Annotated in this window: 20 protein-coding genes; 13 read left to right on the top strand and 7 right to left on the bottom strand. The window is 61.9% G+C overall.

Annotated elements, in window-relative coordinates; genetic code table 11:
• Positions 1-53: 53 nt before the first annotated feature.
• Entirely contained in the window at positions 54-956 is a 903-nt protein-coding gene (locus tag ACMGF7_RS21785; RefSeq protein WP_049240214.1) for a LysR family transcriptional regulator, read from the top strand.
• On the opposite strand, the gene ACMGF7_RS21780 is transcribed toward ACMGF7_RS21785, so the two are convergent.
• Positions 931-2,139, bottom strand: a complete 1,209-nt coding sequence (locus ACMGF7_RS21780) for a CynX/NimT family MFS transporter (RefSeq protein ID WP_049240213.1) — start codon at positions 2,137-2,139, stop codon at positions 931-933. The two genes, ACMGF7_RS21785 and ACMGF7_RS21780, sit on opposite strands and share 26 nt — an antisense overlap.
• Positions 2,140-2,367: 228 nt before the next feature.
• On the opposite strand from ACMGF7_RS21780, the gene ACMGF7_RS21775 reads away from it, so the two are divergent.
• From ACMGF7_RS21775 to ACMGF7_RS21755, 5 genes are all read left to right on the top strand, one after another.
• Entirely contained in the window at positions 2,368-2,826 is a 459-nt protein-coding gene (locus tag ACMGF7_RS21775) for a hypothetical protein (protein WP_015377624.1), read from the top strand.
• Positions 2,827-2,924: 98 nt separating this feature from the next.
• Positions 2,925-3,341 carry a DUF2000 domain-containing protein gene (locus tag ACMGF7_RS21770; RefSeq protein WP_004941246.1) on the top strand — a complete coding sequence of 139 codons (417 nt, stop codon included), beginning with the start codon at positions 2,925-2,927 and terminating at the stop codon, positions 3,339-3,341.
• Positions 3,342-3,413: 72 nt separating this feature from the next.
• A complete protein-coding gene (locus tag ACMGF7_RS21765; RefSeq protein ID WP_015377625.1) occupies positions 3,414-4,445 on the top strand; it encodes a LacI family DNA-binding transcriptional regulator in 1,032 nt (343 codons plus the stop codon).
• A 186-nt stretch (positions 4,446-4,631) separates the two neighbouring features.
• Positions 4,632-5,555, top strand: a complete 924-nt coding sequence (locus tag ACMGF7_RS21760; RefSeq protein WP_197799849.1) for a TIM barrel protein — start codon at positions 4,632-4,634, stop codon at positions 5,553-5,555.
• Positions 5,556-5,569: 14 nt separating this feature from the next.
• Complete coding sequence (locus tag ACMGF7_RS21755) at positions 5,570-6,742, top strand: Gfo/Idh/MocA family protein (protein WP_021505534.1); 1,173 nt, start codon at positions 5,570-5,572, stop codon at positions 6,740-6,742.
• Positions 6,743-6,755: 13 nt separating this feature from the next.
• Here the strand turns inward: ACMGF7_RS21755 and ACMGF7_RS21750 are convergent, their stop codons facing one another.
• Positions 6,756-7,106 (bottom strand): GFA family protein, encoded by a 351-nt coding sequence (locus tag ACMGF7_RS21750; protein ID WP_197799851.1) that lies wholly within the window; start codon positions 7,104-7,106, stop codon positions 6,756-6,758.
• A 141-nt stretch (positions 7,107-7,247) separates the two neighbouring features.
• Here ACMGF7_RS21750 and ACMGF7_RS21745 point away from each other — a divergent pair, with 141 nt between their 5' ends.
• The 3 genes from ACMGF7_RS21745 (at position 7,248) to ACMGF7_RS21735 (ending at position 9,403) form a co-directional block, all read left to right on the top strand.
• Complete coding sequence (locus tag ACMGF7_RS21745) at positions 7,248-7,457, top strand: hypothetical protein (protein WP_004941260.1); 210 nt, start codon at positions 7,248-7,250, stop codon at positions 7,455-7,457.
• Between the two features lie 153 nt (positions 7,458-7,610).
• Positions 7,611-8,732, top strand: a complete 1,122-nt coding sequence (locus tag ACMGF7_RS21740) for an SMP-30/gluconolactonase/LRE family protein (RefSeq protein WP_197798809.1) — start codon at positions 7,611-7,613, stop codon at positions 8,730-8,732.
• A 26-nt stretch (positions 8,733-8,758) separates the two neighbouring features.
• Positions 8,759-9,403 carry a Qnr family pentapeptide repeat protein gene (locus ACMGF7_RS21735; protein WP_015377630.1) on the top strand — a complete coding sequence of 215 codons (645 nt, stop codon included), beginning with the start codon at positions 8,759-8,761 and terminating at the stop codon, positions 9,401-9,403.
• Here the strand turns inward: ACMGF7_RS21735 and ACMGF7_RS21730 are convergent.
• Positions 9,393-10,010: a LysE family translocator gene (locus ACMGF7_RS21730; RefSeq protein ID WP_420286645.1), complete on the bottom strand. Its 618-nt coding sequence runs from the start codon at positions 10,008-10,010 to the stop codon at positions 9,393-9,395. The genes ACMGF7_RS21735 and ACMGF7_RS21730 overlap by 11 nt on opposite strands.
• A 279-nt stretch (positions 10,011-10,289) precedes the next feature.
• Between ACMGF7_RS21730 and ACMGF7_RS21725 the strand changes: the two genes are divergently transcribed.
• Positions 10,290-10,718 (top strand): universal stress protein, encoded by a 429-nt coding sequence (locus ACMGF7_RS21725; protein WP_033633267.1) that lies wholly within the window; start codon positions 10,290-10,292, stop codon positions 10,716-10,718.
• Between the two features lie 314 nt (positions 10,719-11,032).
• Positions 11,033-11,788, top strand: coding sequence for an SDR family NAD(P)-dependent oxidoreductase (locus ACMGF7_RS21720; protein ID WP_004941275.1), 756 nt, complete (start codon positions 11,033-11,035; stop codon positions 11,786-11,788).
• A 43-nt stretch (positions 11,789-11,831) separates the two neighbouring features.
• Here the strand turns inward: ACMGF7_RS21720 and ACMGF7_RS21715 are convergent, their stop codons facing one another.
• From ACMGF7_RS21715 to puuD, 4 genes are read right to left on the bottom strand one after another with little or no spacing between them, the layout of a single operon-like run.
• The gene (locus ACMGF7_RS21715; RefSeq protein WP_004941279.1) at positions 11,832-13,112 is read right to left on the bottom strand and encodes an NAD(P)/FAD-dependent oxidoreductase; all 1,281 of its coding nucleotides are present in this window, start codon (positions 13,110-13,112) and stop codon (positions 11,832-11,834) included.
• 11 nt (positions 13,113-13,123) lie between these two features.
• Positions 13,124-14,620, bottom strand: coding sequence for an aldehyde dehydrogenase PuuC (gene puuC, locus ACMGF7_RS21710; RefSeq protein WP_420286643.1), 1,497 nt, complete (start codon positions 14,618-14,620; stop codon positions 13,124-13,126).
• A gap of 15 nt (positions 14,621-14,635) precedes the next feature.
• Complete coding sequence (puuR, locus tag ACMGF7_RS21705; protein WP_033638246.1) at positions 14,636-15,193, bottom strand: HTH-type transcriptional regulator PuuR; 558 nt, start codon at positions 15,191-15,193, stop codon at positions 14,636-14,638.
• Positions 15,190-15,951, bottom strand: a complete 762-nt coding sequence (gene puuD / locus ACMGF7_RS21700) for a gamma-glutamyl-gamma-aminobutyrate hydrolase (protein WP_004941285.1) — start codon at positions 15,949-15,951, stop codon at positions 15,190-15,192. The genes puuR and puuD overlap by 4 nt, the downstream gene beginning before the upstream one ends.
• A 219-nt stretch (positions 15,952-16,170) precedes the next feature.
• On the opposite strand from puuD, the gene ACMGF7_RS21695 reads away from it, so the two are divergent.
• Positions 16,171-17,589 (top strand): glutamine synthetase family protein, encoded by a 1,419-nt coding sequence (locus ACMGF7_RS21695; protein WP_015377637.1) that lies wholly within the window; start codon positions 16,171-16,173, stop codon positions 17,587-17,589.
• 308 nt (positions 17,590-17,897) lie between these two features.
• Positions 17,898-19,268 (top strand): APC family permease, encoded by a 1,371-nt coding sequence (locus ACMGF7_RS21690; RefSeq protein ID WP_004941289.1) that lies wholly within the window; start codon positions 17,898-17,900, stop codon positions 19,266-19,268.
• Positions 19,269-19,327: the final 59 nt, after the last annotated feature.

Raw genomic sequence — 19,327 nt, 5'->3', positions numbered from 1 at the left:
AGGAGGAAAGAACTTTAATTTATACCTTATGTAATGAATTGGCAGGGAGAGACATGCAACGCCATTTTGACGACGTTCAGGTGGGCAGCATCGAGCTGTTTTGCCTGACGGTAGAAACCGGCAGCTTCACCGCAGCGGCCAATGCCGCCGGGATAACCCCTGCGGCGGTCAGCCGCTCGGTCGCGCGTCTGGAGACGCGATTGCAGGCGAAGCTGTTTATCCGCACCACACGCCAGATGCGCGTCACGGATGCCGGCCAGCGTTATTACCTGGAATGTCGCCGGGCGCTGAGCCAGCTGATGGAGGCCGAGGCGAGCATTTCCGGCGAACGGGACAAACCGGTAGGCACGCTCAGCATCAGCGCGCCGACGCTGTACGCGCATTTTAGGCTGTTGCCGCGTTTGCCCGAGTTTGCGCAACGCTATCCCGATCTCAAGCTGAATCTGCACGTCAGCAATCAGAATATCGATTTCTCCGAAGATAAATTCGACGTCGCCATTCGCGGCAGCGAGCTGAACGACTCCGGCCTGGCGGCGCGGCGTCTGGAGGAGGCTGAACTGATCGTGGTGGCGACGCCGGGCTATTTGCAACGCCACCCTGCGCCGCTCACGCCGGCGGATCTGGCCCGGCACGATTGCATTCAGTATGCGTTGCCCAGCACCGGCAGAAAAACCGCCTGGACGTTTAAGGTTCAGGGCGAAAACAGCAAAGTGGAAACTGCCGGGCGCTGGCTTTGCCAGGAAGATTACCTCGCCACGCTGACGCTGGTGAAAAGCGGCGCCGGACTGATGCAGGTGTATCGCTTTACCGTCGAACAAGAGTTGAGCAGCGGGGCGCTGGTCGAGGTATTGAAAGATTACGCCGGCGCCTCGCGTCCCTTCATCCTACTTTACCCCTATGCGCGCTTTGTCCCGCTGAAGGTGCGGAAATTCATCGATTTCCTGACGCAAGCGTAGCCGCCAGCGCCAATACCGCTCCAGACACTGCCGCCGCCAGCACCAGCCACGCCGGGGCCGCCCAGCCGGCTGCGGCCACGATGGCGCTCAGCGCGACCGGGCCGATCACCTGGCCGAGGTAGTTTCCCTGCATCACCAGCCCGAGGCTCAGCGGCAGCAGCGTCGGTTCCGGCGTCGCCGCCGGCGTGGCGGCCAGAATGGTGGCGGGCAGTATGCCGGCGATGGCGCAGAACAGGAAACACAGCGGGATCAGCAGGCCGTTGGGCGTCATCGGCAGGAAAATGCCGACGCCGAAGACCCCGATCAACAGGCTGGTGGCGGCGAGCAGCGTTCTGGCGGGCAGCCCGCGCGACAGCAGCACGCCGGCGGCGAGGTTGCCGATGATGTTGGCCGCCACCGCCGCCGCGCTGATGCCGCCGGCGGCCGCCAGCGACAGGCCGATGCGCTGCATCAGAAAGATCGGCAAAAAGGTCATTACCGAGAAAAACTGCAGGTTGTAAGCGGTGAACATCAGCGCCAGCAACAGCGGCTGGCGCGCCCGCAGCATCGCGCCCAGCGCTTGTCGCAGCGGCAACGGCGGAACGTGCGCCTTGGCGACGCGGCGGGACGTGGTCAGCGGCAGCAGCAGGGCGGCCAGCAGCGTCAACGCCGCACCGGCCTGCCAGCTCTGCTGCCAGTCGGCCAGATGCGGGCCGAAAAACAGTGAAATGGCGATGCCCGCCGGCATGAAGGTGCTCCAGATGCCGAACACCAGGTTGCGCTGCGCCGGGGCGACGATGCGGTTCAGCACCGCCGGCGAGGCAACCACCACGATCACGAAGCCGAGGCCTTCGACAAAGCGGCTGACGATCAGCCCGCTGAAGTCGTGCAGCGTGGCGCCGGCGAAGCTGGCGGCGCTGATGATCAGCAGCCCGAGCGCCAGCAGGCGCCGGTCGCCCCAGCGGCGCACCAGCAGCCCGGCGGCGATGCCGCCGAACACTCCGACGAAGGGAAAGGCCGAAATGACCCAGCTGAGCGCCTCCAGGGAGCGGCCGAACTCGGCCTGCAGCGCCGGCAGCGCGATGGTGGCCTTGCCCACGTGCAGCGCCGCGGCGATGCCGGCGAACAGCACGTTGATGACGGCCAGCCAGGGCGTGGCGGCGGGGGAAATGCGGTCGATGGCGTCCGGTTTAATCGCAGTCATAACACTCTCCAGTGGCGGTAACGCCCTCACTATGCGTCTGCGCTACGACAGAAGTCGTTCAAATGCTGCGCTGTCACGTGGGGAAATTATTCATTTCGAGCTTTAATTTGCGCGCCTCGTTGTTTGGTGCGCCAGCGTGCCGCCCGGCGTGGACGCTCGCCCCCCTGCAGCGGTTTACTGTTCCGGCACGCAGCAGGCGTGTTGAATTCACTTTATAAGGAGCAGTGTATGTCAGAGATGATGAACGAGAGTCGGGCGCCGGCCATTGAATGGAGCTATGGCGGCCGGGGCGATGATATCAGCAGCAGCCTGAGCCTCGACACGGTTGAGGAGCAGCCGCAGGGTTTCTTGATGACGGTCGATCGGCCGGTGCAGATCTTTACAGAGGCGCTGTCGCCGATGATGGCCTTTGTCACGCTGTTGCGCCCGCTGTATGCCAAGACCAGCGCAGGCTTCCAGTATGTGCCGGTTTCTAACCCCTGGACCGACGTGCAGCGCCTGCCGGCCAGCGCGGGCTATCTGGGCGTGCAGGTCAACGCCGGGCTGTTCTTCCACGGCGCCAAGCCGACGCACTATAAAGATCGCGACGGCCAGATGAAACCGATCGACGGCGGCACTATTTTGCAGAACATCACCGTGCTGCATCAGGTGGCCCAGCCGCTGGGGCCTGGCGAAGGCGCGGTCTGAGCCGGCAGTGCTATCACGGGGCCGGACGCGGCCCCTTATCGCGCCTTGAAACCGTGCGCCGGTTGGGTAAAACTGGCTGTCTATTCAAGGAGAAGAGTATGTACAGCGACAACGAGAAAAAGTTTTATATCATCCTCAACCGCAATCACGAACCGGCCACGCTGTTTAACGCCTCCTGCCATCTGACGGCGGGCATCACCGATCTGATCGAGCAGCGCGAGTTTCACCACTATCCGAGCAGCCTCGACGGCGTCAGTGCCAATATGAGCCACTACCCGATCGTGATCCTGCAGGCTAAAAACAGCAGCCAGCTCAGCAACCTGATCCTCAAATGCAAGGAGGAGGGCGTGCTGTCCAACTTCTTCACCACCACAATGCTGTCGCACTCCGCCGAGCAGCAGATCGCCGACACCGCCAATACCCCTTACGAGCAGCTGGATTTCGTGGCGGTGGCGCTCTACGGTGACACCGAGCAGCTTAAGCCGCTGACCAAGAAGTTCTCCGTCTACCGTTAATCGCGAACGGCATCACATCAGGGGCGGCAACGGCTATGATATTTTCCCATCAAATCGTTGATGGAGATGAACATGAGCGGCAAGAAAACCACCATGGCGGCCATCGCCAGAGAGGCGCGGGTCGGCATCGCCACCGTCGATCGGGTGATCAACCAACGCGCGTCGGTGCGGCCCGTCACCCAGCGCCGGGTGATTGAGGCGGCGAAAAAGTTGGGGTTCGCGTTGGAGAAGTCCCACTGCCTGTCGGCGGTGCTGGGCAGGCCGGAACGCCGCCTGAGAATGGGGTTCATCCTGCTGCGGCGCGAACACTCTTTCTATGCGCAACTGGCTGATGAACTGATGGCGCAAGCGGCGCCGTATCATGAGCCGGGTCAGCCGCCGCAGTTTATCTTTCACTCTCTCAATGCCATCGGCGACACCGCCGCCGCCATTAGCCAATTGAGCCGCCAGGTGGAAGCGATCGGCGTGCTGGCGCTGGATCACCCCCTGATCCACTATGCCGTAGAAGAAGCCGCCCAGGCGGGCATCAACGTCTTCGCGCTGCTGTCGGATTTATCGGTGCCCAGCCGCGCCGGCTACATCGGTCTGGATAATCAAAAAGCGGGCCGCACCGCCGGTTGGGCGGTGGACCGTCTGTGCCGGCGGCAGGGCGACGTCGGCGTGATCATCGGCGACAACCGTTTTACGTGTCAGGAGGCCTGCGAGATCGGTTTCCGCTCTTATCTGCGTGAGCAGATGAGCGGCCAGCGCGTGCTGGAACCGGTGCGCAGCCATGAGGACGCGGAAACGGCGCGCCGGGTCACGCGTGAACTGCTGGCGAGCCACCCGGAGCTGGCGGCGCTGTACGCGCCGAGCGGCGGTGTGGAGGGCATTATTCAGGCGTTGCGAGAGAGCGGCCGGCAGCGCGACATCACGCTGGTGTGCCACGGCCCGGTGCAGGGCGGTGAAATGGCGCTGCTCGACGGCACGGTGGATCTGCTGCTGTGCCACCGCATTCCCGAATTGGCCGCCACGATCGTCGAGACGTTGCTCGCCGCCGATGAACAACCGGGATTACGCCACATCATTAATCGCTTCGATGTGATCACCAAAGAAAACCTCTGACGGCCGCTGAGTGGTGGTTGCCGAGAGCAGCGCGCAACCAGGTGCTGCCTTAATTTGATAAAAAACTATCAAATAATTTATCAAAAATAGCGCGATCTCTATCAAAAAATAAAATTTTCATTATTGATAGTTTTGGAATTTTTGTTTGATACTGCCGGCATTCCCTGCAAAAAAGGAGCCGTCGCCATGACTTTGCCTATCGCCAATGCGCCCTGCAGTTGGGGCGTGGATGATCCGAACAACCCCCATTTGCCGCCCTACGCCACGGTTCTGCAAGAAGCGTCGGCGGCCGGCTACCGCAGCATCGAGCTGGGGCCGTGGGGCTATCTGCCGACGCAGAACGAGGCGCTGTGCGCCGCGCTGGAGCAGCATCGCCTTTCGCTGGTGGCCGGCACGATTTTTGACGATCTGGTCAGCGAGGCCAACATTGAGCGCCTGCTGGATCTGACGCATCGGATATGCCGCAACCTCTCGCGGGCGCCCAGGGCGGAGCCGACCGAGGGCGATCGCGCCGCGCCGCCGTTCCTGGTGATTATCGATTTCGGCAATCCGCAACGCGCCAGGTTCGCCGGGCGTTCAGATTTAGCGCCGCGTTTGTCGCAGGCGGAGTGGCAGAGGATGATCGGGCACATTACGCGCATCAGCGAACTGGCCTGGCGGGAATACGGTGTGCGGCCGGTGGTGCATCCGCACGCCGGCGGCTGTATCGAGTTCGCCGACGAAATCGACCGGTTGGCGGCGGACATTCCGCATCACACCGCCGGATTGTGCCTGGATACCGGCCATCTGTATTACGCCGGGCTGGACCCGGCTGCCTGGCTGAGCAAGCACTTTGAACGTCTTGATTATCTGCACTTCAAAGACGTCGATCCGCAGGTGTTCCGCGAGGTGCTGGCGCGCGGCGTCGATTTTTTCACCGCCTGCGCTGAGGGCGTCATGTGCCCGTTGGGCAGCGGGGCGATCGATTATCCGCAGCTGCGCGCGCTGTTGGCCGAGCGCGGTTACCGGGGCTGGATCACTATCGAGCAGGAGCGCGATCCGCGCAATGTGCAGGGCAGCCTGCAGGACGTCACCGCCAGCTTGCGCTACTTGCGCGGCCTCGGCTTTTAACCAGGAGAAACACGATGATCAACGGCAGCAAACCTTTGGCGAGATCGTTGCGCTGGGGCATGGTCGGCGGCGGCGGCACCAGCCAGATTGGTTACATCCACCGTTCGGCGGCCTTGCGCGACGGCGCGTTTACTCTGTTGGCCGGCGCGTTCGACATTGACGCCGAACGCGGGCGTGATTTTGGCCGGAGTCTGGGCGTGGCGGCGGAGCGCTGTTATGCGGATTATGCCGAGATGTTCCGCGCCGAAGCCGCGCGGGCGGACGGCATCGAAGCGGTCTCGATCGCCACGCCGAACAACACCCATTACGCCATTTGCCGGGCGGCGCTGGAGGCGGGATTGCACGTGGTGTGCGAGAAGCCGCTGTGTTTCAGCGACGAAGAGGCACAGGCGCTGGCGGCGCTGTGCGAGCGGCAGCGCAAAGTCATCGGCGTGACCTACGGCTATGCCGGGCACCAGATGATTTTGCAGGCGCGGCAGATGATTGCCGATGGCCGGCTGGGGGAAATTCGGCTGGTGAATATGCAGTTCGCTCACGGCTTCCACGCCGCGCCGGTGGAGCAGGATAATCCCAGCACTCGCTGGCGGGTCGATCCGCGCTTTGTCGGCCCCAGCTATGTGCTGGGCGATCTGGCGACCCACACGCTGTTCCTGGCGGAAACCATGGCGCCGCAGCTGAAGATCCGGCGGCTGCTCTGCAGCCGACAAAGCTTTGTGCCGTCGCGCGCGCCGTTGGAGGACAACGCCTATGTGCTGATGGAGTATCACAACGGCGCCATCGGCTCCGTGTGGGCTTCGGCGGTCAACTGCGGTTCGATGCACGGCCAAAAGGTGCGCATTGTCGGTGAAAAGGCCAGCCTGGAGTGGTGGGATGAACAACCCAATCAGCTGCGCTTCGAAGTGCAGGGCGAACCGGTGCGGATCCTGGAGCGCGGCATGCCGTATCTCGCCGCGTCGGCGCTGGCGGACGATCGCATCGGCGGCGGCCATGCGGAGGGGCTGTTTGAAGCCTGGTCGAATCTCTACCGCCGCTTCGCGCTGGCGATGGACGCCACCGATCGGCGCGACGCGGCCTTCCTGGCCGACTTCTGGTACCCGGACGTGCAGGCCGGCGCGCTGGGCGTGAAGTGGGTGGCGCGCTGCGTGCAATCCGCCGAAACCGACGCCGGCTGGGTCGCCTTCGACTGAGCGCGCGATTCGCTCAGACGCTGGCCCCGTCGTAGCTGTGGATCTGTAACGCATCGAGCGCGACGTCAGGCACGCAGCGCAGATTGACGGCACACATCGCGGCGCCGTCCGGCGCGGTGCCGTAGGCAAAGGGCTGGGCTCCGCAGACTCGGCAGAACTGATGGCGGATCTTGTGCTGATTGAAGGTGTAGGTGCTGAGCCGGTCTTGGCCGCTGCTGAGCGTGAACGCGCTGATGGGAAAGAACGACAGCAACAGCCCCTTGCGGCGGCAGATCGAGCAGTTGCAGCTGAGGGCTTCGGTCGGCAGTTCGGCGTCTACGGAGAAGGTGACGGTGCCGCAGTGGCAGCTTCCCTGGAATGACATGGCGGTGATCCTGTGGCAGGAGGGCGGGTTTGCCCAGTATAGTGCAATTTATCGCCATTCGGCCGCACCGGGCGGGGTTTCCTTAATAAATGCGCGGTTTTCTGGTAGGTTAAGGTTTAACGTCATCAAAAGGAGATCGCGATGTTAGAACATTACTATCCGGCCAATATGGGCGCCGAACCGGTCACGGACGAACAGCACAAACGGCTGGTGGCAGTGCAGGCGGCGCTGGAACTGATCAAGGCCACGCTGTCGGATACCAACGACGGCAACGGCGTGGACTTCCAGCTGAAGGCGGCGGAGAAGCACATCGGCCCGATGGCCGACGCCATTCAGGAAGCCCTGAAGTAACGGTTCGCCGTCACGTCAACCGCCCGTCTCGGGCGGTTTTTTTTTGCGCCGATTACTGCGATTTTTTTAGTGGCGCATTGCCTTTTTCCCGGCTGGTGCCGTGAACGGCGCGATCCTACTCTAACGATCCGAGTCCTCATCAGGGTCATGCTCATGTTCCGCTTCAGCTTCTTTTCTTTCTTATTGCCGCGCTGCCGACGCGTCACCCAGTTGGCCGGCGCTGCGCTGTTGCTCTGCGGCGTTATGCAGGCGCAGGCCACGCAACGCATCGAATTTTCACCGGACCCCGCCGGCGCCTACCCTGAGGGCATTGCCTGGAATGCACGCGCCGGTGCGTTCCTTATCTCCTCCCTGCGCGGTGGGCAGCTTGGCCTGGTCTACCCGGATGGCCGCTATCGGCGGTTTTCCACCGGCACGGGGCTTATCACCACCTCCGGCATGCTGGTGGACGCCGAGCGCAACCGGGTGCTGGTGTGCAACGAAGACGTGGGCGTGTCCCGCAACTCTGCCGCCGGCACGCGCAATCGCGTGGCGCAGGTGCTGGAGTTCAATCTCGATACCGGCGTGCTGCAGCAGACGTACGACCTTTCATCGCTAAGCCATGGGCCGACGCTGGCCAACGATCTGACGCTCGACGCACAGGGCAATATCTACGTCACCGACAGCTTCCAGCCGCAGATTTACAAGATCGATCGGGCAACGCACCAGGTATCGATTCTGGTGCGCTCAGCGCGCTTGATGCCGGCCGACGCACCCGCCGCTGCGCAGGGCACGCGGCCCTATCTCAATGGCGTCGTGTATCACCCGGACGGCTTCCTGATTGCGGCGGACTACACCCGCGGGCTGCTGTGGAAGGTGACGCTGGATACCACGCTTGCGATAAGTGAAATCAGGCTGCCGCAGCGGCTGAAAGGGCCGGACGGGCTGCGGCTCAAAAACGCCCATGAATTGGTGATCGTACAGTCTTTTCCGGGTGAAAAGGGGAGCATGTCCGGTGACGTGACGCTGCTCTCCTCGACCGACGGCTGGGCCAGTGCGCGTATCGCTGCGGTCGCCGCGCCGCCGGGATTGGATGGGCCGACCGGCGCCGCGCTGCGCGATGGCGAGGTGTGGGTCGTCAACTCCCGTTACCCCCGGCTGTTTGCTGACGTCGCTCAGGCGGAAAGTACCAAGACGTTCAGTATCGTCAAGGTAGCGTTCGAACCGGCCGCAGCGGATGGCCGCCGATCGGCGACGGTTGCCAACCCGGCCGGAATAGGATTAAATGCGCACTGACTGTATAAATAAACAGGTGCGCTGCGATGAGTCTGATGTTGAAGGGTGAAAAGATTGACCGTAACCGCTTTACCGGCGAAAAAATTGAAAACGGCAGTTTTATGCTGTGCGATTTTTCGGGCGCCGATCTGACCGGTACCGAGTTTATCGGCTGCCAGTTTTACGATCGCGACAGCCGACAGGGCGGCAATTTCAGCCGCGCGATCCTGAAAGACGCCAGCTTCAGAAGCTGCGATTTGTCGATGGCCGACTTCCGCCATGCCAGCGCGCTGGGGGTGGAGATCCGCGAATGTCGCGCGCAGGGCGCCGATTTTCGCGGCGCCAGCTTTATGAACATGATCACCAGCCGCACCTGGTTTTGCAGCGCCTATATCACCAAAAGCAACCTGAGCTATGCCAACTTCGCCAAGGTGGTGCTGGAGAAATGCGAGCTGTGGGAAAACCGCTGGCACGGGGCGCAGGTGCTCGGCGCCAGTTTCAGCGGTTCCGATCTGTCCGGCGGCGAATTCTCCGGTTTCGACTGGCGCGCCGCCGATGTCACCCAGTGCGATCTGAGCAACGCGGAACTGGGTGAGTTGGATTTACGCACCACCGATCTGCAGGGCGTTAAAATGGACAGTCACCAGGCCGCTCAACTGCTGGAGCGGCTGGGGATCGCGATCATCGGCTGAGTAACTGCCGCAGTCCCAGTGCGATGATCAAGGTGCCGCAGGCGCGATCGATCCAAGCCTTGCTGCGGCGGTAGGCGACGGCGACAGGCGCGTGCGACAATACCAGCGCCACCAGCCCGTACCACAAGCTGGCTATCACCGCGACTTCCAGCAGCATGGCGAGAAAAGTCGGTGTAGAAACATGGGCGGGCGCCGCTGATGAGAAGACGGCGGCGTAAAACGCAATGGATTTGGGGTTGGCGATGTTGGTGGCGATACCCTGTAGAAAGGCGGCGCGAAAACCGCTTTTTCCGGTGGCCGCTGGGGTGCCGGAAGAGGGCGCCGCCTGGGCGATAAGCCGATAGCCGAACCACATTAAATAGCCAGCGCCGGCGACTTTAATCGCCATAGCCAACCAGGGGAACAGGGCGAAAACCACGCCGATGCCAAGAAGGGCGCTGCTCGCCCAGAACAGATTGACCAGCACGATGCCGGCCACCAAGGCAAACGCCTCTGTCCGGCGTGCTGAAACGGCTTTGTGAGCGACAGCGACGAAATTGGGGCCGGGGATCACCACGCCGACAATATACACGGTGAAAACGGCGAGTACGGCGGACATATCGATCATGGAAGATTGCCTGTTACAACAAGAGTACCGTTAGTTTTATAACGAATCCCGCACAGAATCCACCCGACCGATCGCGCCGCCGCTCCGATGACGGCCGGGAAGAGTTACGCATGCGGCACATTCCGGTGAATGCCTGGGGCACCGAGGCGATGGCGCTCGTCGACCGTTTGCCGAGGGGGCAGGCGAGCGGCCCGGCGCTGGGCTAAACTTAAGATGCATAAGAAACATGCGGCAAGGAGCGCCATCCTGTTTACGGATCTGACGAGGAGGGCCGCCATCATGGCTTACCGGCATATCGTTGTCGCCACGGATCTCAGCGAAGACGCCGAGTTCCTGCTGGGCAAGGGCGCCAGACTGGCCGCCGCGCTCAATGCCAAACTTTCCCTGATCTATATCGACATCCACCGCGCCGGCTATTATGTTGATCTGGGCGTGGGCGATTACAACTACACCGATCGCACCTTTTCGGAGCGGGTGAAGAATATGCTCAATGCGATCAAAGGGCAGTCTTCCTATCCGGTGGAAGAGGTGATCGTCAGCCGTGGCGCGTTGACGGAGGAGCTGAATCGGGTGGCGAAGGAAAAAGGGTTCGATCTGGTGATCTTCGGCCATCACCACGATGTCTGGAGCCGGCTGGTTTCTTCGGCGCGTCAGGCGATCAATGAGTTGAACGTCGATCTGCTGGTTGTTCCCATCGAGAAAAAATAGTCGCGGCCGCCGACGGGCGGCTGCTTTTTTCATTCGCATCGCTTATCTCTGAGCGGCCATAACCGTCTATCCGCAATAATCCCGCTTGCTGATAATCTGCCAGGAAAATAGTGACTGCCTGGAATTTTATTTTCTCCATCAATATGTTGGCCAAAATCCGATAAAGATTAACTCAGCGCATTGAAATGATTCGTATACCTCCTTTTGGTTAATAAACCGCACGTTTTGACTGGCTCTCAGGGAGCCTGAGTCTTATCCTCGGAGCAATGAGATTTGTATGACTTATATAAATGCGTTTACATGGAGGAGGTCTCATGCGTTTTGACAATAAAGTCGTGGTTATCACCGGTGCGGGCAATGGCATGGGGGAAGCGGCGGCGCGGCGTTTCTCCGCCGAGGGCGCGATCGTGGTGCTGGCCGACTGGGCCAAGGATGCGGTGGACAAGGTCGCCGCTTCGCTGCCGAAGGGCCGGGCGATGGCGGTGCATATCGACGTTTCCGATCACGTCGCGGTTGAAAAAATGATGAACGAGGTGGTGGAAAAACTGGGCCGCATCGACGTCCTGCTGAACAACGCCGGCGTACACGTGGCGGGCAGCGTGCTGGAAACCAGCGTCGACGACTGGCGTCGCATCGCCGGGGTCGATATCGACGGCGTGGTGTTCTGCTCCAAATTCGCCTTGCCGCACCTGCTGAAGACCAAGGGCTGCATCGTCAATACCGCGTCGGTGTCCGGCCTGGGCGGTGACTGGGGCGCGGCCTATTACTGCGCGGCGAAAGGCGCGGTGGTCAACCTGACGCGCGCCATGGCGCTCGATCACGGCGGTGACGGCGTGCGCATCAACTCGGTCTGCCCGAGCCTGGTCAAAACCAACATGACCAACGGCTGGCCGCAGGAGATCCGCGACAAGTTCAATGAGCGCATCGCGCTGGGGCGCGCGGCGGAGCCGGAAGAAGTGGCGGCGGTGATGGCGTTTCTGGCCAGCGACGACGCCAGCTTTATCAATGGCGCCAACATTCCGGTCGATGGCGGGGCGACCGCCTCGGACGGCCAACCGAAGATCGTCTAAGCGTTAACGCACAGGCCCGGCCATCATGACCGGGCCTGCTGTTTTAGACGCCGATGCGGTCGCGCAGCGTGTAGTAGGCCGCGCCGATGGCGGTGAACGGGATCTGCAGATTGCGCCCGCCGAAGAACGGCAGGTGCGGCAGTTTGGCGAAGGCGTCGAAGCGTTCGGCGTCGCCGCGCATCAGCTCGGCGATCAGCTTGCCCGCCAGATGGGTGCAGGTCACGCCGTGGCCGCTGTAGCCCTGCATGTAGTACACGTTATTCTCCAGCCGGCCGAACTGCGGCATGCGCGACAGCGTCAGCAGGAAGTTGCCGGTCCAACGATAGTCGATACGCACCCCTTTCAGCTGCGGGAAGGTCTTCAGCAGCTTTGGCCGGATCAGGTTGTCGATGTCGTCCGGATCGCGCGCGCCGTACACCACGCCGCCGCCGTACAGCAGGCGATGATCGGCGGTGATGCGGTAGTAATCCAGCAGGTAGTTACAGTCTTCCACGCAGTAATTCTGCGGGATCAGCGCCTGCGCGATCTCCGGCGCCAACGGTTCGGTGGTCACCACCTGAGTGCCGCACGGCATGCTGCGTTTGGCCAGCCGCGGCTCCAGCTTGTCGCCCAGGTAGGCGTTGCCGGCGACGATGACGAAGCGCGCCTTCACCTGGCCGTTGGCGGTGCTGATGAGCGCCGGTTCGCCGTGGCGGATGTTCGTCACCGCCGATTGCTCGAAGATGCGCCCGCCCTGCAGGCGAATCGCCTCGGCCTCGCCCAGCGCCAGATTGAGCGGATGGATGTGGCCGCCGCTGTGATCGAGCAGCGCGCCGACATAGCGATCGCTGGCGACCTCCTGGCGCACCCGGTCTGCGTCGAGCAGCTCGAGCTGGGTATTGCCGTAGCGCTCCCAGTTGCGTTTTTGCTCGATCAGCGCATGGAACTGCTTGTTGTTCAGCGCGGCGAAGATGCCGCCGGGGCGGTAGTCGCAGTCGATGGCGTAGCGGCTGATGCGGCTGCGAATGATCTCCGCGCCTTCAAACATCATGCTGCCGAGCAGGCGGGCGCTTTCCGCGCCGTAGCGCTCCTCGATCACATCGATGTCGCGGCTGTAAGAGTTGACCAATTGGCCGCCGTTGCGGCCGCTGGCGCCGAAACCGATGCGCGCCGCTTCCAACACCACCACGTCGTAACCGGCTTCCACCAGGAACAGCGCGGAGGAGAGGCCGGTATAGCCGCCGCCGATCACGCAGACGTCGCACTCGAGAGATTCATTCAATTGCGGATAGGGCTGATGAGCGTTGGCCGTGGCCGCATAGTAGCTTTTTACGTGTTCAGTCATGAGAGAAGCCCTTATTCCAGCGAGATCCAGGTGGTTTTCAATTCGGTGAATTTGTCCAGCGCGTGCAGCGATTTGTCGCGGCCGTTGCCGCTCTGCTTATAGCCGCCGAACGGCACGGTCATGTCACCGTCGTTGTAGTTGTTGACGAACACCGTGCCGGCTTTCAGCTTGCGCGCCATGCGGTGCGCGCGCGCCAGATCGCGGGTCCAGACCGCGGCGCCGAGGCCGTAGTCGCTGTCGTTGGCCAGCTGCAGCGCCTGTTGCTCGTCGTCGAAGGCGGTCACCGCCAACACCGGGCCGAAGATTTCATCGCGCGCCACGCTCATGACATTGTCCACCTGGGTGAGGATGGTCGGCCCCAGATAGCCGGCGTGGTCGCCCTGTGGATGGTCGCGCCCGTCGAGGAACAGTGCGGCGCCCTGGCTCAGCCCCCGCTCGATATAGCCGGCCACTTTCTCGCAGTGGCCGCTGTCGATCAGCGTGCCCATCACCGTGGCGGGATCGAGCGGGTCGCCGGGGATGAAGGCCGCCGCATGTTTGCGCAGCGCCTGCAGGAACGCTTGCTCAATGCTCGCTTCGACCAGCAGGCGAGTGCCGGCGATGCACACCTGCCCCTGATTATAGAAGATGCCGGCGGCGGCGCTGCGGGCGGCCTGATCCAGATCCGGGCAGTCGGCAAAGACGATGTTGGCGCTCTTGCCGCCGGCCTCCAGCCAGACGCGCTTCATGTTCGATTCGCCGGCGTAAATCATCAGCTGTTTCGCCACCAGGGTGGAGCCGGTAAAGGTGAGGGCATCGACGTCGCGGTGCAGCGCCAGCGCCTTGCCGGCGTCGTGGCCATAGCCGGGCACCACGTTCAGCACGCCGTCCGGCAACCCGGCCTGTTGCGCCAGTTTGCCGAGCAGGATGGCGCTCAGCGGCGATTTTTCGGAGGGTTTGAGCACCACGCTGTTGCCGGCGGCCAGCGCCGGGCCGAGTTTCCAGCAGGCCAGCAGCAGCGGGAAGTTCCAGGGCACGATGGCGCCGACCACGCCGATCGGTTCGCGCTCGATCAGCGCCAGCGCATCGCGGCCGGTGGGGGCGATTTCGCCGTACACCTTATCGATCGCTTCGGCGTACCAGCGGATGCAGCGGATAGCGCCCGGCACGTCGTCGCGCAGGCTGTGGCGAATCGGTTTGCCGGTGTCCAGCGTTTCCAGCAGCGCCAGCTCTTCGTGATGCTGCTCCATCAGATCGGCGAAGCGCAGCAGCGTGGCTTTGCGTTGCGCCGGCGCGGCCTGCGCCCAGTCGCCGCGTTCAAAGGCGGCGCGCGCCGCGCTGACCGCCCGATCGATGTCGGCGGCTTCACCGCGCGCGACCTGCGCCAGCTCACGGCGGCCGGCGGGATCTTCCACGGCGAAACGCTTCCCCGCGGCGGCCGGCTGGTAGCGGCCGTCGATAAACAGCTGGTGCTCAATCTTCAGGGCCTGCGCCCGTTGTTGCCAATACTGCAAATGGTGAAAGTTCATGCCTGGCTCCGTTGATCAGAATGTCGTCGGCGTATGGGCGCTGATAATCCGGCAAATGCGCGCCGACGTGTTGCTGAAGCTGTGGGGAATGCCGGTATTGATGGCGTAGCTCTGCCCGGCCAGCAGGTGATAGCTCTGGCCGTTGACCTGCAGCACCACTTCGCCCTCCAGCAGCGTGCCGATCTCTTCCCCTTGGTGTTTGATGCGCTCGCCGGTGGTGGTGCCCGGTTCGTAGGTCTCGATCATCATTGCCAGCGTGCGGTTCGGATCGCCGTTGTGGATCAGCTTCATCGAAACGCCCTGGCTGCCGATTTCGATCAGATCGTCACTGCCTATCACGATCTGCGGTTCTGCCGGTTTTTCCGGCTCGGCGAAAAACGCCGACAGCGACAGACCGTATACCGTCAGCAGCTTTTGCAGCGTGCTGATGGCCGGGCTGACCTTATCTTGCTCGATAGTACTGATGGCGCTGTGGGTTAACCCAGACAGTTCGGCGACCCGGCGCTGCGACAACCCCAATTGTTGACGGATCTGCGACAGACGTTTTCCCGGTGCCAAGCTGACGTCGCTCATGGGCGTTTTTCCTTTTGATAGTTCCGACAGGCGGTAATGAAACCATCAAACAACAGGCGCGACAGGGCGTACTCGTCGCTGTTCCACTCCGGGTGCCACTGCACGCCGAGCGCGAAGGGCTGATCGCGCACGCTGATCGCCTCCACCAGTCCGTCGGCGGCGTGCGCCTCGATGCGAACGCTCGCGCCCAGGGTTTTGGCGCCCTGGCCGTGCAGCGAGTTCACCCAGAATCTGTTGCAATCCGGTATCAGTTGCGAAAGCAGCCCCCCTTCCTGAACGATGACTTCATGGGCGGGGGCGTATTGCTGTTCCAGCGGCAGGTCGTGATCTTCACGATGCTCCAGCAGCTCGGGCAGTTCGTACAGGCGGCGATGCAGGGTGCCTTGGGTGGCGACCACCATCTCCTGCATGCCGCGGCAAATGGCGAAAAGGGGAATGCGCCTGTCGAACGCCTGGCGGAGCAGCGCCAGGCTCAACGCGTCTCGGCCAGGATCGGCGTCAGGCTCATCGCCGTTTTCACCATAAAGGTGCGGCTGCACATTACTGGGGCTGCCCGGCAGCAAAATGCCGTCGAGGCGCGGCAACAGTTCCGCCAGCATTTCCGGCTCCGCCAGCGCGTGCGGCAGGGCGATCGGCAAGCCGCCGGCGGTGATAACGGCATTCAGGTACTTTTCTTGCAAGGTCTGTGTGAGGTGCCCGTTTAACCTATACCTGCACATGACGACGCCGATGACTGGTCTGTTAAATATATTGTCCATGTTATCCCCTTGGTACGTTCGAAATTATGAACGATAAGCTTCTCCACCGCCGATTTCGTTCAATATTCTATAAATCTAGCAGTCGATCGGGCAATATTCAAACCAAAAGTAACACTTGCAAAACAAATTTGTTTCATCTACGTTTCATTTGTGGGCATTATATTGAACAACACGGTCAATAAACATCGACGACAGCAAAACACAAACGGCGGGTGAACCATGCAGACCAACATCGTAGAAGTGGAAAACTTTGTTCAGCACAGTGAAGAGAGACGAAGTAGCGCGTTCCAGCGCGAAGTGAAGAAGTACCTGGAACGTTATCCGTTAACCCAACATGTCGACGTACTGCTGACCGATCTGAACGGCAGCTTCCGCGGCAAACGCATCCCGGTCGGCGGCCTGAACAAACTGGAGAAGGGCTGTTATTTCCCTGCGTCGGTATTTGCGATGGATATTCTCGGCAACGTCGTAGAAGAGGCCGGGCTGGGGCAGGAGTTGGGCGAGCCGGATCACGTGTGCGTGCCGGTGCCGGGCACGCTGACGCCGTCGGCGGCGGACCCGCAATATATCGCGCAGGTGCTGCTCACCATGCTGGATGAAGATGGCACTCCCTTTGACGTTGAACCGCGCAATGTGCTGAACCGAGTGTGGCAGCGTTTGCGTCAGCGCGGGCTTTCCCCCGTGGTAGCGGTAGAGTTGGAGTTCTATCTCATCGATCGTCAACGTGATGCGGAGGGCTATCTGCAGCCGCCTTGCGCGCCGGGAACCCAGGAGCGCAACACCCAAAGCCAGGTGTACTCCGTCGATAACCTGAACCATTTCGCCGATGTGCTGAGCGAAATCGACGAGCTGGCCCGTTTGCAGGGCATTCCGGCGGACGGCGCGGTGGCGGAGGCGTCGCCGGGGCAGTTCGAAGTCAACCTGCACCATACCGATGATGTGCTGCAGGCCTGCGACCATGCGCTGGCGCTGAAACGGTTGGTGCGCATGGTGGCCGAGAACCACAACATGCAAGCCACCTTTATGGCCAAACCGTATGAAGAGCACGCCGGCAGCGGCATGCACGTGCACATCAGCATGCTGAATGCGCAAGGCGACAATGTGTTCGCCGACGACGACGGCGAAGATTCGGCGCTGCTGAAACAGGCGTTGGCGGGCATGATCGCCCTGATGCCGTCCTCGATGGCGCTGCTGGCGCCGAACGTCAACGCCTATCGCCGTTTCCAGCCCGGCATGTATGTGCCGACCCAGGCTTCCTGGGGGCATAACAACCGCACCGTGGCGCTGCGCATTCCCTGCGGCGATCGCGACAACCACCGCGTGGAGTATCGCGTGGCGGGCGCCGACGCCAACCCTTATCTGGTGATGGCGACCATTCTGGCCGGCATCGTCTACGGCCTGGAAACCGCATTGCCGCTGCCTGAGCCGGTGACCGGCAACGGGCTGGAGCAGGACGGGCTGCCGTTCCCAATCCGCCAGAGCGACGCGCTGTACGAGTTTGAACATCAGCCGGTGCTCAATGCATTGCTGGGCGAACGCTTCAGCCATGTCTACCTGGCCTGCAAAACCGACGAGCTGGTGCAGTTCGAGCGTCTGATCACCGAAACCGAAATCGAGTGGATGCTGAAAAACGCCTGATCCCGCTCACCTAACGACTACCGCGCGCGTCCGGCGCATTTCATCGGCTCTCCTGTGGCCGGTGAGGCTGCGCGCTGCGGTACAGAATTTCTTCTATCACGGCGTACAGGACGCCGACGAGGAAATAATCATGACTCAGTCATCCCCATGCGCAGGCGTTTGCCTGTGCCGCAGTGCCTACGGGCCGGTCGCCGGCCGCCCGACAGTGACCCCAAATCGTTTTTCCCGCCGCCTGAACAGCAGTTTCCCCGCGGCCTCTCTGAATGACGTTGCACGGTTGACAGCAGAGGACCAAAAGGGGAACTGCCATGACGATTAAAGCCATCGACAGCGGCCCGGCGGGCAAACCGCAGCTGCGCAAATCCCTCAAGCTGTGGCAAGTGGTGATGATGGGCCTGGCCTATCTGACCCCGATGACAGTGTTCGACACCTTCGGCATTGTCTCCGGCCTCACCGACGGCCATGTGCCGACCTCCTATTTGCTGGCGCTGGCCGGCGTGTTGTTCACCGCCATCAGCTACGGCAAACTGGTGCGCCAGTTTCCCACCGCCGGTTCCGCCTACACCTATGCGCAGAAGGCGATCAACCCGCACGTCGGTTTTCTGGTGGGGTGGTCGTCGCTGCTGGATTATCTGTTCCTGCCGATGATCAATACGCTGCTGGCGAAGATTTACCTGACCGCGTTGTTCCCGGAAGTGCCGCCCTGGGTGTGGGTGGTGGGCTTCGTCATCCTGATCACCGCCATCAACCTGAAAAGCGTCAATCTGGTGGCCAACTTCAATACCCTGTTCGTGCTGGCGCAGGTGGCGATCATTCTGGTATTTATCTACCTGGTGGTGCGCGGCCTGCACAACGGCGAGGGGATGGGCACGGTGTGGAGCCTGCGGCCGTTCCTCAGCGAGAATGCCCACCTGCTGCCGATCATTACCGGCGCGACTATCCTGTGCTTCTCGTTCCTCGGTTTTGACGCGGTCACCACGCTGTGCGAGGAGACGCCCGACGCCGCCAAGGTTATTCCGCGCGCCATCTTCCTGACTGCGCTGTACGGCGGGGTGATCTTTATTAGCGTTTCGTTCTTTATCCAGCTGTTTTTCCCGACCATTCAACGCTTTCACCAACCCGACGCCGCGCTGCCGGAGATCGCGCTGTACGTCGGCGGCAAGCTGTTCCAGTCGATCTTCCTGTGCGTGACCTTTATCAACACGTTGGCTTCCGGCCTGGCGTCGCACGCCAGCGTGTCGCGCCTGCTGTATGTGATGGGGCGTGACAACGTGTTCCCGGAGAAATTCTTCGGCTATATCCACCCCAAATGGCGCACGCCGGCGCTGAACGTACTGATGGTCGGGCTGGTGGCGTTGTCGGCGCTGTCGTTCGATCTGGTGACCGCTACGGCGCTGATCAACTTTGGCGCGCTGGTGGCCTTTACCTTCGTTAACCTGTCGGTGATCAGCCACTTCTTTATTCGCGAAGGGCGCAACAAAAGCTGGAAGGATCGCTTCAACTTCCTGTTCCTGCCGCTGGTGGGGGCGTTGACGGTGGGGGTGCTGTGGCTGAACCTGGAGAAGAGCTCGCTGACCATGGGGCTTATCTGGGCGACGCTGGGTTTCGGCTATTTGGCCTGGCTGACCAGACGTTTTCGTCAGCCGCCGCCGCAGTTGGAGCGGCAACCGCAGCAATAAATTCACAGGCGGGAGTTTCCCGCCTTTCTTTTTGGCGCGTGCGGCAGTAGAGTGAAAAA

Source organism: Serratia sp. BNK-17, from assembly GCF_048684935.1.
In the GTDB taxonomy this organism is placed as follows: Bacteria; Pseudomonadota; Gammaproteobacteria; order Enterobacterales; family Enterobacteriaceae; genus Serratia; species Serratia nematodiphila.
Note: the sequence above shows the minus strand (reverse complement) of the source record. Positions and strands in the feature narration are given on the sequence as shown.

Bases quoted from the DNA above. Each gene is read 5' to 3' on its own strand.
- ACMGF7_RS21765 (WP_015377625.1), top strand. From the start codon at position 3,414: ATGAGCGGCAAGAAAACCACCATGGCGGCCATCGCCAGAGAGGCGCGG.
- ACMGF7_RS21690 (WP_004941289.1), top strand. From the start codon at position 17,898: ATGACGATTAAAGCCATCGACAGCGGCCCGGCGGGCAAACCGCAGCTG.
- ACMGF7_RS21715 (WP_004941279.1), bottom strand. From the start codon at position 13,112: ATGACTGAACACGTAAAAAGCTACTATGCGGCCACGGCCAACGCTCAT.
- ACMGF7_RS21760 (WP_197799849.1), top strand. From the start codon at position 4,632: ATGACTTTGCCTATCGCCAATGCGCCCTGCAGTTGGGGCGTGGATGAT.
- ACMGF7_RS21775 (WP_015377624.1), top strand. From the start codon at position 2,368: ATGTCAGAGATGATGAACGAGAGTCGGGCGCCGGCCATTGAATGGAGC.
- ACMGF7_RS21725 (WP_033633267.1), top strand. From the start codon at position 10,290: ATGGCTTACCGGCATATCGTTGTCGCCACGGATCTCAGCGAAGACGCC.
- ACMGF7_RS21770 (WP_004941246.1), top strand. From the start codon at position 2,925: ATGTACAGCGACAACGAGAAAAAGTTTTATATCATCCTCAACCGCAAT.
- ACMGF7_RS21745 (WP_004941260.1), top strand. From the start codon at position 7,248: ATGTTAGAACATTACTATCCGGCCAATATGGGCGCCGAACCGGTCACG.
- ACMGF7_RS21780 (WP_049240213.1), bottom strand. From the start codon at position 2,139: ATGACTGCGATTAAACCGGACGCCATCGACCGCATTTCCCCCGCCGCC.
- ACMGF7_RS21735 (WP_015377630.1), top strand. From the start codon at position 8,759: ATGAGTCTGATGTTGAAGGGTGAAAAGATTGACCGTAACCGCTTTACC.
- puuD (WP_004941285.1), bottom strand. From the start codon at position 15,951: ATGGACAATATATTTAACAGACCAGTCATCGGCGTCGTCATGTGCAGG.
- ACMGF7_RS21720 (WP_004941275.1), top strand. From the start codon at position 11,033: ATGCGTTTTGACAATAAAGTCGTGGTTATCACCGGTGCGGGCAATGGC.
- ACMGF7_RS21785 (WP_049240214.1), top strand. From the start codon at position 54: ATGCAACGCCATTTTGACGACGTTCAGGTGGGCAGCATCGAGCTGTTT.
- ACMGF7_RS21740 (WP_197798809.1), top strand. From the start codon at position 7,611: ATGTTCCGCTTCAGCTTCTTTTCTTTCTTATTGCCGCGCTGCCGACGC.
- puuC (WP_420286643.1), bottom strand. From the start codon at position 14,620: ATGAACTTTCACCATTTGCAGTATTGGCAACAACGGGCGCAGGCCCTG.
- ACMGF7_RS21750 (WP_197799851.1), bottom strand. From the start codon at position 7,106: ATGTCATTCCAGGGAAGCTGCCACTGCGGCACCGTCACCTTCTCCGTA.
- ACMGF7_RS21695 (WP_015377637.1), top strand. From the start codon at position 16,171: ATGCAGACCAACATCGTAGAAGTGGAAAACTTTGTTCAGCACAGTGAA.
- ACMGF7_RS21755 (WP_021505534.1), top strand. From the start codon at position 5,570: ATGATCAACGGCAGCAAACCTTTGGCGAGATCGTTGCGCTGGGGCATG.
- ACMGF7_RS21730 (WP_420286645.1), bottom strand. From the start codon at position 10,010: ATGATCGATATGTCCGCCGTACTCGCCGTTTTCACCGTGTATATTGTC.
- puuR (WP_033638246.1), bottom strand. From the start codon at position 15,193: ATGAGCGACGTCAGCTTGGCACCGGGAAAACGTCTGTCGCAGATCCGT.